Here is a 16594-nt window from a genome sequence, read left to right as displayed (position 1 = left end):
TTGGAAACCTTAGCTGCGCGATGGCGTATCTAAGGTTTTTTCTGTTTTTAAAGTATTTGCAGTAAGTAAAGCTGCCTGATGTTGGTTCAGGTATTTGGACGTATAATCCTCATTACTGGAATTGATAAACAATACTGTTTTACCTCCAATCGTATTAATCACCGTAGCTGCTAAAGCAGACGGCACTGCCGGGCATCCATGGCTGCGTCCTAGCCTTCCTAACGCATTAATGGTACCTTGACTTACATAATCTGCGCCGTGCACCACAATCGCACGTTTACGGGCATTAGAATTAAAACCTTCGTCCATTCCGTCCAGACGTAACGATTGTCCATGCTGCCCGTTGTAGATCTCGCCGGTTACATAAAAACCAACGCTACTTTGGAATGAATTGTTCACATTGGAAAATTTCGATGCGATGTCAGCACCACTGTTCTGTCCATGCGCTACCCAGGTATTTAATAAAAGTTCTTTTTTATCTAAGTCGATGATCCATAAACGCTTTTTTGTACTGTTTTGGTCGAAATCTGCAATGGAAATAATCGATTTGTCGTCTGCTACTTTACCAATATTTCTTAGGTTATAAAAACCGGTAACCGCTTTTTCAAATACTGTAAGCGACAAACCACGGTTTGCAAGCTGTGCAGTTACATAAATATCTCTGATGTGTGAATTGTATAAGGCTTCTGGAAGATCAACAACCGGGATAGGCTTAGATATGATGACAGTTTTTTCGGTTGAAGTCCAGCTACTAATGGTTAAGGCAATACCAATTGCCATGGTGGCGGATAACCCTAAAATGTATTTTCTCATAGGTATAGATTTAGGTGTGTTCTTGAAAGAATAAGTTTTTCTTGTTTAACCTATTTAAGGTAATGGTTATACAAAGATAAGAAAATATTATTAGTAAAGAATTAGACATCAATCTATTACTTTTTAATGACCGTAAAAGAACAATATTAAATTTAATATATAACGACAATCTTTTAAAGTAATTGCAACAGGCACCAAATAAAAAAGGCCTGCCGAAGCAGACCTTTTTTTAATGCGTGTAGTTATTATTTCGCACTATTTTTTTTCTCAGTTACTTCCGTACGGATATCTTGAGCTAAAGTTTTTAAATCCTGCATTGCCTTACGTACTCTTGTTCCTGCAGCGCCATTTCCTGAGTTATAAAACTTCTCAGCATCAGCCTCTACTCCGGCAATAAGTTCTTTTAATTTTGAAAATTTTTCCATGGGTTTTGTTCGTTTATAAATGTATTTTGGGTTTAAAGATAATAATTATTGCTTTTCAAACAAATGAATAGCGTTGTTAGAAAGGTCTGGGTATATATTTTGTTTATCACAAAACTATAAATTACGCGGTTTGTTTAATTCAAAAGTTATTTAAAATCTATGACGATGAGCAACGAAGAAAACAACGAAAAATTTAAATCACCTGAGGATGAGGGATATGACATCAACCATCCGCAAAACCTCACTAAACCGGAGTTTATTAGTGATACGGATAAAAGAGACAGTGGAGGTTTGCCGCAACCAGAAAATTTAAATCAAGAAAATGATGAAGAAGACCAGTTGCACGCCGATGAGACCAGCAATAAAGCAGGTATGGACACTAAAAACGACGAATCCTTGACAGGCACTGCAGATGATTCCGACCTTGGAAACGACCGGGATGATGAGGATCCTGAGGATGACAAACTTATTAAAAAGTAGTCAGGGCGCCGGTTGCCTTGACTTCACATTAATGATGGTCCGGTTAATATAGGGGAAGAATGCAATCACTAAAATAACCACCACTAAAAGTATACTGATTAGTTTATAATAATCAACTGCGGAACGCAACTGCGCCTGCAGTTCCACAGACTTAGAGAAAAGCTTATTGGCCATGTTTGTTGCCTGATCTGCAGGAATCCCTTTTCCCAGCAACAAACTTTTATACGTCTCCATACGGTCAATAGCCGCCCCATTCAAAATACTAAGGTCTTCCTGAAACCTGTTTACATGGTTTGCTTGATTATAAAGCTGGTAATAATTGACCATGGCAGTGCTGGCAACAAAGCCTAGGAACCTGAATAGTACTGCGGTAGCTGCTGCTGTAACAGCAATTTGTTTAGGTACCGAAGAAATGCAAAAAACGATAATTGGGGTCATGAGCAGCCCTACCCCAAGGCCTTGCAGTAACAATGGCAATATAAATGTCGCCATATCAGCCTCCGTGCTGAACAAAAATATCATCCAAGTATGAAATACCAGCAAAATTAAAAAGCCATTACTCAAAATCATGCGCATGGATTTTTTTAAAAGCATGAGCCGCGATGCTATGAGCACCCCTGACGCTATACCACAAATGTTAGCTATCATAATATACGAAATATGAATGGGGTCCATCCCCAGGCTATTCCCAAAATATAAGGTAGTAAACACAAGTGAACCTCTAATCAGATATAAAATGGACAGCAATACCAATCCTACCCAAAAATTACGGTACCACATGGCGTTCATATGATGTGAGGGGCGCTTTAAGGCCGACTGCCGATAATAATGAAGAATCAGGAGTGCTATCAGTGCAACCACACTTGCCTGAATACGCCTGTCTTGTAACCAATAGTATTGTTGCCCATAAACACATACGTAACCAAGCAAACACAAAAAAGAAGAATAGATAACAAATGATGCCCAGTCGATCTGGTAAAGAGGTATCTTTTTGTGTAGCCGTACGGAGTTCAGTATCAAATATAAACCGATAGCACCCGGCAACAGAAAGTACATCATAGCTTTATAGATAACACTATAATCATAAGCATCCACAAGCTGTGCCGTTAATAACAGACAAAATGGTGCAGAGCATAACATTGAGCCGTAATACACTGAGTAGCCTATTTCTCTGGATCGTTCTGATCGGAGCCGGCCAAATATCAATGTGATACAAATACTGGTAATGCCGCAATTGGCCATCCCTTGTATAAACCTGAACAGCAGCAATACATACAGGTTGTGCGTATGGTAACATACAAAAGCGGCAATGAAATGAATTAGCGTACCAACAACAAAATACTCTTTAGGACCAAGGTATTCGAAAAAGCGCCGTTCCAGGGCGTAATAACTCACTAATGCGGCAAAGAAAACAATCACAGAATATTGCACATCTGCAGGTTCGAAACCATAATAGCCAACAGCAGCAGCGGTATTTGTAACTGAAAGGCCAAAAAGCAACCAGGAAGGCAGCACCACCATGAATATAATTCCCCTGATTAACCATTCAGGCACCCAGGGTTTGATAACGGGCACACTTTGATCCATTAGTCTTTAGCAACTGCTACCTGAGCATTCATGCCTGCACGAAGTTTCCGGGTAAGTTTTTTTGGATCCGTCAGTATAATCTTCACCGGGATCCGCTGTACCACTTTTACAAAATTTCCGGTAGAATTGTCGGGAGGCAACAAAGAAAAACGCGCTCCTGTAGCCGGAGATAAAGACACAACTTTCCCCTTAAAGTATTCTCCAGGGAAAGCGTCTATTTCTACTTTAACCAGGCCGTTTACTTTCATACTTGCAATCTGCGTCTCCTTAAAATTGGCAATAATCCATTTGCCCGCCTCCTGATCTACAATAAAACCCAAGGTTTGTCCCGCCTGTATCAATTGCCCCTCCTGGATCAGTCGCCTGCCCATTTTTCCATTATAGGGAGCAACGATAACGGTATAGCCAACATCTAATTTATTGCGATTAAGTAAAGCTTCCCTGCGTTTGACCTCAGCCAGGACCACGTTTTTCTGTGATTTAATATCGTTTACTTTCGAAATAGAGGTTTCGTAGTTATTAATGGCAGTCTGGTACTCTGCATCAGCGATGTCTAATGCAGCCTTACTATTTTCGAGCTGTTGCAGCGTAGCAGATTCTGCTTCGTAAAGCTTCACATAACGCTCGTGATCCTGCTGTTGCTTGAGGCGTTTGGCCCTGGCAGCTGCAATTTGAGACTGGCTGGCATCTGCCTGGCGACCGGAAGTGGTTTTGTTACTTTCCATTACCTGTATCTGCGCCTGCGCGTTCATCAGAGACGCTTCTGCTTCCTGCTGGCCTAACTTATATTCGCTGTTATCAATAATCAATAGCGTATCTCCTTTTTGTACTTCCTGGTGTTCTTCGTACCTGATTTCCCTGATGTACCCCGTAACCCTGGTGGTTACTGGGTTAATGTATTCCTCCACCTGAGCATCGTTAGTTTCCTCATAACGATACAATTTCACCATTGATGAAATACCCCATATGGCCAATAACACAACAATAGCCCCCGCAATCCAGCCCGTGACCCTGGTGATTATCTGATCAGTGGTGTAGTTTTTTTTCTTCGTCATGTTATAGGGTGCCTATGGCTTTTTGTAGTTGAAAGTATTGTAATTGAGCAGCAATTTGCGCGGCGGCCAAATCAAAGCGTGTTTGTAGTAATTGTGTATCCGCATCAAGCAAATCGGTTAGTAAGGAGAGTTGGTTGAAATAAGTATTGTTTACAATTCTTAAATTCTCTTTGGCCTGAATAATGTTCTCTTCGGCTACGGCTATGCGGGTTATTGCTTCTTCATAGCGCAGGTAAGCCTCTTTAACTCGTTGACGCACCTGATCTGAAACGTCATGATGCTCCTCCTCCTGGCGCATTAATGCCAGCTTTGCTTCACTGGTTTTATGTTTATTATGATAAAGTGCAGAAATGGGAAAACTTGCTTTTAATCCTGCCATACCCAAGCCATACAAAGCAACGGAATAGGGATAAAACTGTAATTGCGGATAACTATAATTATAATTCGCAAATAAGCCTAATTTTAAGGATACCCCAGACTTTACTGCCTTAAGCGCCAGCTTACTCAGCGCAGTTTCTGTTTCTGAAATTTTATATTCATGGGACTTCAGGTAAGCCTCTTCCAGATACCCTTCATAAGTTTGAGTAAGACGCATAGCCTGCTCTTTATCTATAGGCTGCAACATGAAGTCGTCTTTCTCGCCTATTAATATTCCCAGTTTCTGGTTTGTAAGGACTAGGTTGTTGTCAATTTCTATTAAGGACATTTTCTGGCGAGAAAGTTTTAATTCTGCACGAAGTACATCGCTTTTTAGCACTACACCATTTTTACGCAGCTCTCTGATTTCTTCTAATTGTTTCTGTTGATCGCTGATGTTCTGAAGAAGCAGTGCTTTAAACATTAAGTCACGTTTAATTGCCAGGAAATGGGATGTTGCAACGAATTTAACATCTGCAGTTGTTGCTTCCAGTATGACTTCGGCAAGTTGCTTTTCCTCGTCTGCTTGCTTCAGTTTAAGCTTCGTTTTATGTCCATGGTAGAGATTGAGGTAAGCATTGGCCCCTACTCCATATAAGGTATGGACTACTGCCCCTTGGGTGGGCGTTTTGAATAATCCCTGCTCATAAATAGGCATATTACTTACCCTTGCATACTCACCACCAACGCTGATTTCCGGCAATCTCGCAACTTTTGCATTTTTAATCACCTCTTCAGTCATGCCCAGCTTGAGGTATTGCATTTTAATGATTTTGTTATTTTTTTCTGCTTTTTGCCAGACTTCGGGGAGGGAAAGCGGCATGGTATCGTGTTTTTGCTGTGCAAAACCGATGCTGGAGACCTGTAAGGCAAGCCCTATAAGCAGGCCTATTTTGTTATGCGGAATCATATATATAAAGAATGCGCAAAGTTATATGATAACGCTACCCGAAATATTATCTATATTGCCAAAAATTAGTCCATTCCAGACAATGAATATTGTGCAAACCCAGGAATATCTCGAATTAGTTGACAAGGAACCCGAAAGCATATATGTACTGCATGAAAAGGTAGAACGTCGTTTAATTGAACATACCCACCAAAAAGGACAGCTTACTTATGTGCAAGGAGGAATCGCATACATTACTGTTAAAAACGTAAGTTATATTATCCCTGCGCGTCATTATGTATGGCTGCCCGCAGGGATGTCGCATTATCTCCAAGTGAGAAATCATGGCACCATTACCCGCAGTATCTATTACCAGATTGATCGAAATAAGGACAGTTCATTTTACGAGGAACTGGGCATTTACCCTGTTAATAACCTGCTGTACGAAATGATTTTATATTCTGAACGCTGGAAAGGGGTAATCGCACCTGGCGAACAGGCCTATCAGTTTTTATCTGCTTTGAAAGGGCTATTGCCTCAAAGGAGCAGGCCAGCCATCCCCATTGCTTTGCCAACCACCACAAATGAGCGACTTGCTCCTGTAATCAACTACATTGAAAATAATTATGCCAGCGCTTTAACCCTGGTTAATATTAGCACATTATTTGGTATGGGTGAACGAAGTTTATCGAGGTTATTTCAGTCGAGTATGAGCATTTCCTTTTTACAATACCTCAAAATATTACGCATGGTGAAGGCAATAGAACTGCTTTTGGAAACAAACAAATCGACCAGTGAGATTGCATTTGCTGTTGGCTATAATAGTCTTGCGGCTTTTAGCAAAGCTTTTTTCCAATTGACCCACAGCCGCCCAACAGCGTTTAAAAATCTGTAACAGCTGCTTAACACCTATCTTGATATTACTTAATTAATGTTATTTTTGAATTAAATCAATCCATCCTATTTTGGCTAAAATTAAACAGAATTCCCATAAAGTGCTTTACAGAAAGTACTCATCAAATATCAAGTATATTATGATGGTGCTCACGGTATTGATCATCACATTCTTTTTACCCAAACAGCCGAGATTCAGGTATGAATTTGAAAAAGGTAAGGTATGGTTGAACAAGGACCTGATATCACCTTTCAGTTTTGCCATTCTGAAAACGAATCCTCAGGTAGTAACCGATAAAAAAGAGGCACTAGAGAATGTGTTACCTATTTATCGTTACGAAACCGACATGTATAGCGCAATTGAGGAAGCTTTCTTGAATGAGTTTGATGTTAAATGGAAAACAAGTGGATTCCCTGAGAACGAAAGGCAGGCTTATAAAACTGCAGCCCATAAATTACTGACCTATATTTACAAAAAAGGCATCATTGCCCCTGATTTAAAACACCAGAAGGAAAAGAAGCCCTTTGACCTTTCTCTGCTAGAGAACAACATCACAAAAACTGTTAATAGCCAGGACCTGTTTACGGTACAGTCGGCACTGGAATACGCAAAGGAAAACTTTAAAGCTAATAATCCAGCATATAAAGATGTAGTAATTGGTTTAATAGAAAATCACCTACAGCCCAATATTATATTTGATGAACGCATGACGACGATTGTTCAAGACAATACCGTGAATAGTTTATCTACCACACATGGCATGGTTCAGAAAGGCGAATTGATTATTGCAAAAAACAGCGTAATAGACGATGAAGCCTACCAGAAACTACTTTCGTTCAGGTCTACTTATGAAGCGCAAACAAAAACTATAGGCGACAGTACCCTGGTCTATATTGGCCAGATCTTACTCGTAGGCTTTAATTTAAGTCTATTAATGGTCTTTTTATATTTATTCAGGAAGGATATTTTCGCCGATAACCGCCAGTTATCTTTATTACTCCTGGTAATCACTATTATGCTGCTTGCCTTAACCTGGGCCATTAAGTTGAACTTACCTTCTTTATATTACATTCCCTTTACCATCGTTCCTATCATTATCAGAATATTATTTGATACCCGGTTGGCCCTATACCTGCACCTGCTTGTTATTTTATTGGCGGGTTTCTTTGTTCCCAACAGCTTCGAGTTTGTTTATTATCAGATTACAGCCGGTATGGTAGCAATTTATAGTATCAGGAACCTGATCAAAAGAGAACAACTACTTTTGTCTGCCCTATTTATCCTTAGTTCTTATTTCATCTGCTTTTTAGGAATTGGCCTCTTAAGAGAAGGCTCGTTTCAGGAAATTGAATGGGCAAACTTTGTTCCTTTTGTAGTGAGTGTATTGCTCTCCTTACTAGCTTACCCATTAATTTACGCTTTCGAACGGATGTTTGGGATTACTTCTGATGTGGCGTTAATAGAATTAACAAACACCAATAACAAATTATTGCGTGAACTGGCTTTTAAAGCCCCGGGAACATTTCAGCATTCATTGCAAGTGGCTAACCTTGCTGAGGCTGCCATTTTCAAAATTGGCGGCAATTCACTGCTGGTTCGTGCGGGTGCATTATACCATGACATTGGTAAAATTGAGAACCCTCAATATTTTATCGAGAACCAAAATACAGCGGTAAGTCCGCACGACAAGTTGCCATACGAGCAAAGTGCTCAGATCATCATTAAACATGTACATAAAGGGATTGAGATTACCCGGAGACACCAATTACCAGAGAGTGTGATCGACTTCATTAGAACGCACCATGGCAACACCCGTGTAGATTATTTTTATCAGTCTTTTTTAAAGAACTCCCCCGAGAAATTTGTTGATGAGAACATCTTTCGCTACCCTGGTCCGATACCATTTTCTAAGGAAACGGGTGTATTAATGTTGGCAGATTCGGTAGAAGCGGCGTCGAGAAGTCTTAAAAATCCGGATGCTCAAAACATAAATGACCTCGTAGAACGCATCATTAACTATAAATTAGAACAAAATCAGTTAGACAACTGCGATTTAACGTTAAAAGATTTAGAAACTATAAAGCTGATATTCAAGACGATGCTCATGAGCATCTATCATGTACGAATAGATTATTTACAAACTGTGTAATTTTCTTTTGCAAATATCAATGAATTGCTATATTTGCACTCCCTCACAGCAAGTAAATGAGTGGAATTGGAGAGATGCCTGAGTGGCCGAAAGGAACAGTTTGCTAAACTGTCGTACTGGCAACGGTACCGAGGGTTCGAATCCCTCTCTCTCCGCAAAAAGGGATGATTGAAAAATCATCCCTTTTTTTATAGCTCACAATTGCCCTTTTCCCGTCATTTGAAGCGATTATGAGTATATCGATTCATCGTTGAATGATGTTCAAAAAAACTGGTATATTAATATAATTTGTTTGTAGAACACCATGCTGGTGATTGTCCGATTTTGTGACCCACATATTCAGGATCTTAATATAACCCCTTGCAAGATCGTTGATCCATTTCTCTTCAAACGAAAAACAGGTTTCTTATACATCTTTAAGCCCTTGTTTCTTTTCAACTAACTTCGCCCTGCTCACCTTCATATCCAACAGGAGCTTTAAGCCATTCCTAAATAATGACGGGTAATCTCTTGCTTTACTTCGATTTAAAAGTATTAATCGTAAATTGTTGCTGGCAGTTTAATGTCAGTTATTAAATGATTTGAGTTTGCAGACAGCTATTTATCCGATAGATAATAAATGGGGTAAGAAGGGCTGGACGCTGGTCAAAATGAAAAAAGTACCTGCAGATCTGTTCAAAGACGCACTTACAACGGCTTACTGTATGGTTGCCCCACCGAAAATGGCAGGCTTGGTGAGGCCTGACAATTGGTAACTTTAATTTTAGAATGTGATAACAAAGCAATGGCAGACAAAACAATTAAGGATAAAAAGACGGAAATAATTAACGACGTAGCTATAAAATACCATGCAAACGGAACAACAATATGGTCTAAAGGGAAAATAGTGGATGGCAAACCTGAAGGATACTGGGAATGGTTCCGAATTGACGGCACACTAAAACGGTCAGGCAGTTTTGAAAAAGGAGAGCCGTTTGGCGAATGGATTACTTATGATAGTACGGGAAAAGCTTACAAGATCACGCGAAAATAAAAGCGCCCGATACACTGCTTCCAAACACTGATTTTAATCTGCCATCTTCCCTAGCCCCCCAGTAAAAAACTATTGGTCAACCCTATTGTTTTGTGGTTTGTAAACGTCTAATAGGCTTAGAAGCTTGAAAAACCTCACTTATTTTTTTATTCTTACCTTTCCATTTTATTTTAAATCAAAACCTATACGAAACACTATGACGTTTGGATTATTTGAAACTCTAGCTTTTGCCTGCCTTGTCTTACTTTTAGGATTTTTTATTGTTAAAAAAGTAAGTTTTTTTAGAAACTATAACATTCCCGAACCCGTAGTTGGCGGTTTTGTCATCGCCATTATTCTTTATGTATTATATTATACGGCAGGAATCACCCTTACCTTCGAAGGCTCACTACAATCAACGATGATGCTCGTCTTCTTTTCGTCCATAGGATTAAGTGCTGATTTCGAAAAGCTAAAAAAAGGCGGCAGACCTTTGTTAATATTCATAATGCTGACCGGTGCATTCATTATGCTTCAGAATCTTTTTGGAATGTCTGTAGCCTCGTTAATAGGTTTAGACCCCAGTTATGGGTTGATTGCAGGCTCTGTAACTTTAACTGGAGGACATGGAACAGGTGCCGCATGGGCAGAAAACCTCACAGAGATATTTCAAATCGGTGGCGCTATGGAATTAGCCATGGCATGTGCTACCTATGGCCTTGTTATGGGGGGTATCATTGGTGGTCCTGTAGCCATGATACTGTTAAAAAGAAAGAACATATTCCCTCCTAAAAAGGAAGAAGAACACTCACAACCAGTCGAAATGTTCGAAAACCCAAGTTCGAATAGAAGAATCAACGTTCGGAACATGATTGAAACATTGACCATGTTAGCCATTTGCCTGGCAGCAGGGACACTATTATATGACTATTTAAAAGGATCGTGGCTTGAATTACCTAATTTTGTCTGGTGTCTGTTTATTGGTGTTATTATTCGAAATATTATCACCCGCGTTTCTGATTATATTGTGAATGATCATGCTGTGGATGTTCTTGGCAACACAGGTTTATACCTGTTTCTAACCGTAGCTTTAATGTCTTTACAATTATGGCAATTACAAGGACTAGCCTCCCAGGTACTGATCATTCTTGTATTGCAAACAATATTAATGATTCTATTTGCCATTTTTATCACCTTTAGGGTAATGGGGGGAGATTATGACGCCATTGTATTGAGTGCCGGGCATTGTGGATTTGGACTGGGTGCAACTCCAACTGCAGTAGCTAATATGCAAGCCATAACCGACAAATACGGACCATCTCATAAAGCATTTTTAATTGTACCTATGGTAGGTGCTTTCTTTGTTGACATTTTAAATAACGTAGTCATTAAGTTTTTTGTAAGTTATTTGGCATAAAAACCTGACTAATTAACCTGGCCAAAGCAGTTTACCCCTTTCTAACAGTTGTTATAGAGGGGTTTTTGTTTCATGAGCATTTACATCATCTGGCTTGTAAAACCAAACCTTCAGTATATTATTCAGGTATTAACAGCTCCCGTAAAATACTTTTAAAATTGATTTCAATATGATTTACAGCCTTGGCATTTTCCTCCTCGACAGTAGTGCCGTTCAATTTTGCTAAAATTTTTGCTTGCATATGAATAGACTCTTCTACCATGGCCTGGGTATTCATAATGCATACAGCCATCTCTGCCAGCCCCATAGATTTCCCTTTAAAATCCTCGTCTTTTATAGGTTGCATAACTTTAAAAAATTGGTGAATTAAAATAACCAGTGAATTAACCTCAAAGTTTGATTGCAACCCCAATTATCTATACTCACTAAAAATTCAACCGATTGCACAACCGCTTTATTTTTATAAATTAGAGAAACCAAATTCTGATTTCTCTGTATGAATAATTTTAATAAAAGATACCTGCTCCCTGCCCTTTTCCTATTGGCAAGCCCTGCGGTAGCGCAAATTAAGCTCCCAAAATTGATTAGTGATGGTATGGTATTGCAACGAGCAGAAACCACAAACATCTGGGGCTGGGCAAGCCCGAAAGAAAGGATCAAACTTTCATTTAAGCAAAAAACTTACGAAACCACCGCCGACCAGAATGGGAAATGGTTTATTAAACTTCCGCCGCAAGCGGCCGGTGGTCCTTACGAAATGACCTTTACCGCGAGTAATAAAATCGTGTTGAAAGATATCCTCTTTGGTGATGTATGGGTTTGTAGTGGCCAGTCGAACATGGAACTGCCTTTAGACCGTTTAATTGACCAATACCCGAACGAAATTAAAACCGCAAATTACCCACAGATCAGACAATTTCTGGTTCCCGACGAGTATAACTTTAAAGCACCACAGGAAGATTTATCTTCTGGTTCCTGGAAATCGGCAACCAAAGATAACATTCTGAACTTCTCGGGTGTTGCCTATTTTTTCGCCCTCGACATCCATAAAAAACACAAAGTTCCTATTGGCCTGATCAACACTGCCCTTGGTGGCTCTCCTGCTCAAGCCTGGATCAGTGAAAAAGCCATCAAGAACTTCCCGGAATATGAGCAGGAACTACAGAAATTTAAAGACGACAGTTTAATTTCAAGCATTGAAAAAAAAGATAAATCAGCTGCTGAAGCTTGGTACAACAGCCTTAACCAGCAAGATCAGGGGTTAAAAGGAAACTGGAAAGCTGCAGATTTAAACGACCAGGATTGGGACGAAATGAACATCCCTGGCTACTGGCATGACCAGAAACTGAAAAATGTAAATGGAGCCGTATGGTTTAGAAAAACAATCGACGTTCCGGCATCCATGGTTGGAAAACCAATTAAATTGCTACTGGGAAGAATCGTAGATGCCGACTCAGTTTTTATCAATGGCAAGCTGGTGGGTTCTACCAGCTACCAGTATCCCCCAAGGAGGTACTTGTTTTCCGGAGAAACTTTGAAAAAAGGCAAAAATACCATTGCTGTTAAAGTGATTAACAATTCGGGCAAGGGTGGTTTCGTATTGGATAAACCCTATCAGCTCATTGCCGGCACAGATACGCTTAGTCTGCAAGGTGCATGGAAATACAAATTAGGTGCTAAAATGGGCATTACCCCTTCCACAACTTTTGTACGTTGGAAACCCGTAGGTTTGTATAATTCGATGATTGCACCCTTAGTTAATTATAATGTTAAGGGCCTTTTATGGTACCAGGGAGAATCTAATACAGCAAAGACCTCCGAATACGCTGAGTTGATGTCTGTGTTGGTTCAGGATTGGCGCCAAGCCTGGAACAAACCAGAACTCCCATTTCTTTATGTGCAGCTGCCTGGGTTTATGGAAAGTAATACCCTACCGGAAGAAAGCAATTGGGCGGAATTAAGAATGGAGCAATTACGACTATTAAAAGTGAATAACACTGGTATGGCAGTTGCCCTCGATTTAGGCGAGTGGAACGATATCCACCCCTTAAATAAAAAAGATGTAGGCAAACGACTGGCCTTACAGGCTGAACGTTTGGTTTACGGAAACAAAAATACGGTGCACAACGGCCCCCTATTTAAGGATATAACCGCAGCAGGAAATAAACTGGTCATCAGTTTTTCCAATACAGGGTCAGGATTAAAATCACTTGGTGGCGGCGCACTCAAACATTTTGCCATAGCCGGAAGTGATGGTAAATACCAATGGGCCAAAGCTGAAATCAAAGGCAACCAGGTGGTGGTATGGAACGATAACATGAGCAAACCAGTTTCTGTGAGGTATGCCTGGGCACATAACCCCGATACTGCAAACCTTTATAATAAAGAGAACCTGCCTGCCTCACCATTTGAAGCCAGCTTAAGTAAGGCTGAATCACAGGTAAATAACAGCAATTGAGGTATAAGTAAAAACCTATTAAAAACAAGAGAGCCGATCATCTTTCAATGATCGGCCTCTATCATACAACTAACCAAAATTGTAACTTAAAGTGTCAGGGGGTTCAATCCCCTCTTAAACCTATCTCTTTATCATATTCATCGCGTATACCTGCCTCACGTATATTTGTTTACTTTTTACTCGTTAACACCAGCTTACCCTCCGCTAAACCTTGAGCATGAGCTGTCACCACAATTTCTCCAGTTTTATTCGGTAAAGATCTAACAATCGCCAAGGCCCTGCCGCTAAAAGCTTTCCGCTCCCTGGAAGGAAAAGCAACTAAATCTGCAGGATCACCGTTGTCTGTTGCCACAAGTTCTGCTGCTCCAGAAATAGCAAACGTAATGTTATGTAGCGCATCAGGCACCAGATTACCATCTTTATCCATCACCTTTACTGTCACAAAGGAAAGGTCCGTTCCATCTGAGCGGATTATATTCCGGTCGGCTATCAATTGTAATGTCACTGCAGCACCCACGGTTTTCACGGTTCCTGTAGCCCAAGGTTTACCATCTTTATAACTTACAACCTTCAATTCTCCAGGTGTGTATTTCACATCATCCCAGCGGAAACGGTATTCAAATGATGCCTTTTTTTTACGACCTAGTGATTTGCCATTTAGAAACAGTTCTGCTTCATCAGCTGAACTAAATACGTGTACTGGTGTAGCTTCCCCTTCCCGGCCAGGCCATGTCCAATGTGGCAGGATATGAGCAAAGCGAAGTTCAGGACGCCAGCGCGCCTGGTACAAGTAGAACCTATCCTTTTTAAAACCGGCAAGATCAATAATACCAGAATAAGAACTGCGTGCCCCGTAATAAGGTGTAGGTTCACCTAGGTAATCCCAACCCGTCCATACAAACTCTCCACCCACAAAAGGATGGTTGTCCTGTGCGGCAAAAACTTTGTCTGGCGATGCGCCAAATTGCGCCGTGTATAATTCATAGGCACTTACCTGTTGTTTTTTCGGATCACCACCTGTAGAATCACTCACCGGCGCACTAACTCCTTCAAACACTGGAAAGATATAGGTGCCACGGGTACTTAAGGTGGAGGCCGATTCACTGCTCAGCATCAGTTTCTCCGGAAACTTGCTATGAAATGCAGCATACAAAGGCGACGTTTTAATCCCTTTAAGATGGGCATATGCCGGCGCATCGCGGATGCCCTCCCCCTGGTAATTGAGCGAAATCAAATCCATCGTGCCCGGAAATGGCATATCTGGTTTCGCATAATTCATAGATGCTGTAGCCGGCCTGGACGGATCTTCATCTTTTACAATGGCACTTAGTTTACTTGATATGGCCGCTCCTGCAGCAGCAGTATATTGCTCGCCTACTTCGTTGCCATAACTCCATGCCATGATCGAGGGGTGATTTTTATCTCTTCTGATAAATGACCTGGTATCGGCTTCATGCCATTCGGGGAAAATAAGGTGAAAATCCAAAGGCGTTTTTCCCTGTGCCCAGCAGTCAAACACTTCATTGATTACCAGAAAACCCATTTTGTCGGTGAGGTCTAATAGTTCCGGTGCTGGCGGGTTATGAGCAAACCGGATCGCATTGCTTCCAAGTTCCCTCAACATTTCCAGCTGCCGTTCAGCTGCCCGGTAATTAAAAGCTGCACCAAGTGCACCCAGGTCGTGATGCTGGTTTACACCATGTATTCTAATCTGTTCACCATTAACAATTACACCTTTTACCGGATCAAATTGTATATCCCGGATGCCAAAAGGAGTTTCATAGTGATCAAGAAGTCGATCTCCGGCGAATATTTGTGTCACCGCCACATACATATTCGGTTTTTGTGTCGGTAGCGGCCCCCAAAGGGCGGGTTGCTTTATCGCTACCTGGGCTTCAAGTACCTGCTTCTCTTCTTTTCCCAGTTTTACAGTCGAGACCGGAAAACTACTTACCTTATTTAATTTCTCGAATTTTTCGTCAAGCCTGTAAACATCAGTCAACACCTTTACCTGCTCTTGTTTTAATCCTTTATTCTGGATCGTAACCGCCAGTGTTACCATGGCAGAAGCCTTCGATACCTTATTTGTAATCACCGAAGTTCCCCATTGTGCAATTTGCACCGGATTGGTTTTAGTCAGCCAGACACTCCTGTACAAGCCGGCACCCGGGTACCACCTGGCCGAATGTGGTGGATTATCAATCCTGATCGCAATTTGGTTATCGGCACCAAATTTAATATAAGGTGTGAGGTCCAGCCGGAAAGAATTATAACCATAAGGCCAGCCGCCTACCAGTTTCCCATTTAACCAGACCATGGCATATGACATGGCGCCATCCAGTTCCAGGTAAATAGATCTATTGCGGTCAGCAGCAGGGATATTTATTTTCTTTCTATACCAGGCTACTCCCTGTATCGGTAATCGTCCCATTCCGCCACCAACTATGGCATTGGCTTCTTTATAAAAAGGGCCTTTAGCTGCCCAGTCATGAGGCAAATTTACCTGCTCCCATTTTTTATCGTCAAAGTTCGGTTGCACAAAAGAGAAATCGCCGCCAGGGTTTCCGGCAGGCCTGATATAATGTTGCGAAGGATCTTTGATAAAATCATTGGCCGTAGGCAGGATCCACTTTTTTAGTACTTTTTCGGAACTCCCTTTAAAAACCGCTTGCGATGGCCGGCTATCGGCAACCACATCATCCTGCCTGTTAAAGTCCACAGGCCGTTCATCATAAATTAAGCCGTCGGTTTCGCCTTCATAGCGCATAAAGAACCATCCTGTATTAAGATTAATTCGTTCCCTGGCATTAGCCGGCGCTGCTCCTCGTTGCTGTGCGAGTAGTGAAGGGCATTTTACCAGGACCAATAACACGATTAAAATGGAATATTTCATAGGCAAAACGTAAACAGATTGGTGTATATGCTTTATAACATAAAAGGAGAGACAGCCGTCTCTCCTTATTATCATCACAATTAATAAATAAGTAACTGGCTACA

14 protein-coding genes and 1 tRNA gene are annotated in these 16594 nt (G+C 40.9%); 8 read left to right on the top strand and 7 right to left on the bottom strand.

Annotation, left to right across the window (positions count from 1 at the left end; all coding sequences use genetic code 11):
* Positions 1–9: 9 nt before the first annotated feature.
* Together ACR2F3_RS15280 and ACR2F3_RS15275 are read right to left on the bottom strand one after the other, a co-directional pair.
* Positions 10–813, bottom strand: a complete 804-nt coding sequence (locus tag ACR2F3_RS15280) for a murein L,D-transpeptidase catalytic domain family protein (protein WP_432710851.1) — start codon at positions 811–813, stop codon at positions 10–12.
* Between the two features lie 245 nt (positions 814–1058).
* A complete protein-coding gene (locus tag ACR2F3_RS15275; RefSeq protein WP_432710850.1) occupies positions 1059–1238 on the bottom strand; it encodes a histone H1 in 180 nt (59 codons plus the stop codon).
* A gap of 165 nt (positions 1239–1403) precedes the next feature.
* Here ACR2F3_RS15275 and ACR2F3_RS15270 point away from each other — a divergent pair, with 165 nt between their 5' ends.
* Positions 1404–1718, top strand: coding sequence for a hypothetical protein (locus ACR2F3_RS15270; protein WP_432710849.1), 315 nt, complete (start codon positions 1404–1406; stop codon positions 1716–1718).
* Here ACR2F3_RS15270 and ACR2F3_RS15265 read toward each other — a convergent pair whose 3' ends face one another.
* Genes ACR2F3_RS15265 through ACR2F3_RS15255 form a run of 3 tightly spaced genes read right to left on the bottom strand, consistent with a single transcriptional unit; the run spans position 1719 to position 5687 of the window.
* Positions 1719–3305: an MFS transporter gene (locus ACR2F3_RS15265; protein ID WP_432710848.1), complete on the bottom strand. Its 1587-nt coding sequence runs from the start codon at positions 3303–3305 to the stop codon at positions 1719–1721. It abuts the gene before it with no gap.
* Positions 3305–4360: an HlyD family secretion protein gene (locus tag ACR2F3_RS15260; RefSeq protein ID WP_432710847.1), complete on the bottom strand. Its 1056-nt coding sequence runs from the start codon at positions 4358–4360 to the stop codon at positions 3305–3307. Before ACR2F3_RS15260 ends, ACR2F3_RS15265 begins: the two co-directional genes overlap by 1 nt.
* A 1-nt stretch (position 4361) precedes the next feature.
* Positions 4362–5687, bottom strand: coding sequence for a TolC family protein (locus tag ACR2F3_RS15255; RefSeq protein ID WP_432710846.1), 1326 nt, complete (start codon positions 5685–5687; stop codon positions 4362–4364).
* 25 nt (positions 5688–5712) lie between these two features.
* Between ACR2F3_RS15255 and ACR2F3_RS15250 the strand changes: the two genes are divergently transcribed.
* The 6 genes from ACR2F3_RS15250 to gltS all read left to right on the top strand — a co-directional run bounded on the left by ACR2F3_RS15250 (position 5713) and on the right by gltS (position 11139).
* A complete protein-coding gene (locus ACR2F3_RS15250) occupies positions 5713–6561 on the top strand; it encodes a helix-turn-helix domain-containing protein (protein ID WP_432710845.1) in 849 nt (282 codons plus the stop codon).
* 70 nt (positions 6562–6631) lie between these two features.
* Positions 6632–8710, top strand: a complete 2079-nt coding sequence (locus ACR2F3_RS15245) for an HD family phosphohydrolase (RefSeq protein WP_432710844.1) — start codon at positions 6632–6634, stop codon at positions 8708–8710.
* A gap of 68 nt (positions 8711–8778) precedes the next feature.
* Positions 8779–8865, top strand: a tRNA-Ser gene (locus ACR2F3_RS15240).
* A gap of 426 nt (positions 8866–9291) precedes the next feature.
* A complete protein-coding gene (locus tag ACR2F3_RS15235) occupies positions 9292–9465 on the top strand; it encodes a hypothetical protein (RefSeq protein ID WP_432710843.1) in 174 nt (57 codons plus the stop codon).
* A 29-nt stretch (positions 9466–9494) separates the two neighbouring features.
* A complete protein-coding gene (locus tag ACR2F3_RS15230) occupies positions 9495–9743 on the top strand; it encodes a hypothetical protein (protein ID WP_432710842.1) in 249 nt (82 codons plus the stop codon).
* Between the two features lie 196 nt (positions 9744–9939).
* A complete protein-coding gene (gene gltS, locus ACR2F3_RS15225; protein WP_432710841.1) occupies positions 9940–11139 on the top strand; it encodes a sodium/glutamate symporter in 1200 nt (399 codons plus the stop codon).
* 118 nt (positions 11140–11257) lie between these two features.
* On the opposite strand, the gene ACR2F3_RS15220 is transcribed toward gltS, so the two are convergent.
* Complete coding sequence (locus tag ACR2F3_RS15220) at positions 11258–11485, bottom strand: hypothetical protein (protein ID WP_432710840.1); 228 nt, start codon at positions 11483–11485, stop codon at positions 11258–11260.
* 150 nt (positions 11486–11635) lie between these two features.
* Between ACR2F3_RS15220 and ACR2F3_RS15215 the strand changes: the two genes are divergently transcribed.
* Positions 11636–13597, top strand: coding sequence for a sialate O-acetylesterase (locus ACR2F3_RS15215; protein ID WP_432710839.1), 1962 nt, complete (start codon positions 11636–11638; stop codon positions 13595–13597).
* A gap of 169 nt (positions 13598–13766) precedes the next feature.
* Here ACR2F3_RS15215 and galB read toward each other — a convergent pair whose 3' ends face one another.
* Complete coding sequence (gene galB, locus ACR2F3_RS15210) at positions 13767–16490, bottom strand: beta-galactosidase GalB (protein WP_432710838.1); 2724 nt, start codon at positions 16488–16490, stop codon at positions 13767–13769.
* Positions 16491–16594 lie beyond the last annotated feature (104 nt).

Origin of the sequence: Pedobacter sp. (assembly GCF_045627485.1) — a bacterium.
Classification (GTDB): Bacteria; Bacteroidota; Bacteroidia; order Sphingobacteriales; family Sphingobacteriaceae; genus Pedobacter.
The sequence above is the reverse complement of the archived record's forward strand: the minus strand, read 5'-3'. Positions and strand labels throughout refer to the sequence as shown.

Excerpts from the sequence above, each read along its gene's own strand:
- ACR2F3_RS15280 (WP_432710851.1), bottom strand. The coding sequence starts at position 813 with ATGAGAAAATACATTTTAGGGTTATCCGCCACCATGGCAATTGGTATT.
- ACR2F3_RS15275 (WP_432710850.1), bottom strand. The coding sequence starts at position 1,238 with ATGGAAAAATTTTCAAAATTAAAAGAACTTATTGCCGGAGTAGAGGCT.
- ACR2F3_RS15270 (WP_432710849.1), top strand. The coding sequence starts at position 1,404 with ATGAGCAACGAAGAAAACAACGAAAAATTTAAATCACCTGAGGATGAG.
- ACR2F3_RS15265 (WP_432710848.1), bottom strand. The coding sequence starts at position 3,305 with ATGGATCAAAGTGTGCCCGTTATCAAACCCTGGGTGCCTGAATGGTTA.
- ACR2F3_RS15260 (WP_432710847.1), bottom strand. The coding sequence starts at position 4,360 with ATGACGAAGAAAAAAAACTACACCACTGATCAGATAATCACCAGGGTC.
- ACR2F3_RS15255 (WP_432710846.1), bottom strand. The coding sequence starts at position 5,687 with ATGATTCCGCATAACAAAATAGGCCTGCTTATAGGGCTTGCCTTACAG.
- ACR2F3_RS15250 (WP_432710845.1), top strand. The coding sequence starts at position 5,713 with ATGATAACGCTACCCGAAATATTATCTATATTGCCAAAAATTAGTCCA.
- ACR2F3_RS15230 (WP_432710842.1), top strand. The coding sequence starts at position 9,495 with ATGGCAGACAAAACAATTAAGGATAAAAAGACGGAAATAATTAACGAC.
- gltS (WP_432710841.1), top strand. The coding sequence starts at position 9,940 with ATGACGTTTGGATTATTTGAAACTCTAGCTTTTGCCTGCCTTGTCTTA.
- ACR2F3_RS15220 (WP_432710840.1), bottom strand. The coding sequence starts at position 11,485 with ATGCAACCTATAAAAGACGAGGATTTTAAAGGGAAATCTATGGGGCTG.
- ACR2F3_RS15215 (WP_432710839.1), top strand. The coding sequence starts at position 11,636 with ATGAATAATTTTAATAAAAGATACCTGCTCCCTGCCCTTTTCCTATTG.
- galB (WP_432710838.1), bottom strand. The coding sequence starts at position 16,490 with ATGAAATATTCCATTTTAATCGTGTTATTGGTCCTGGTAAAATGCCCT.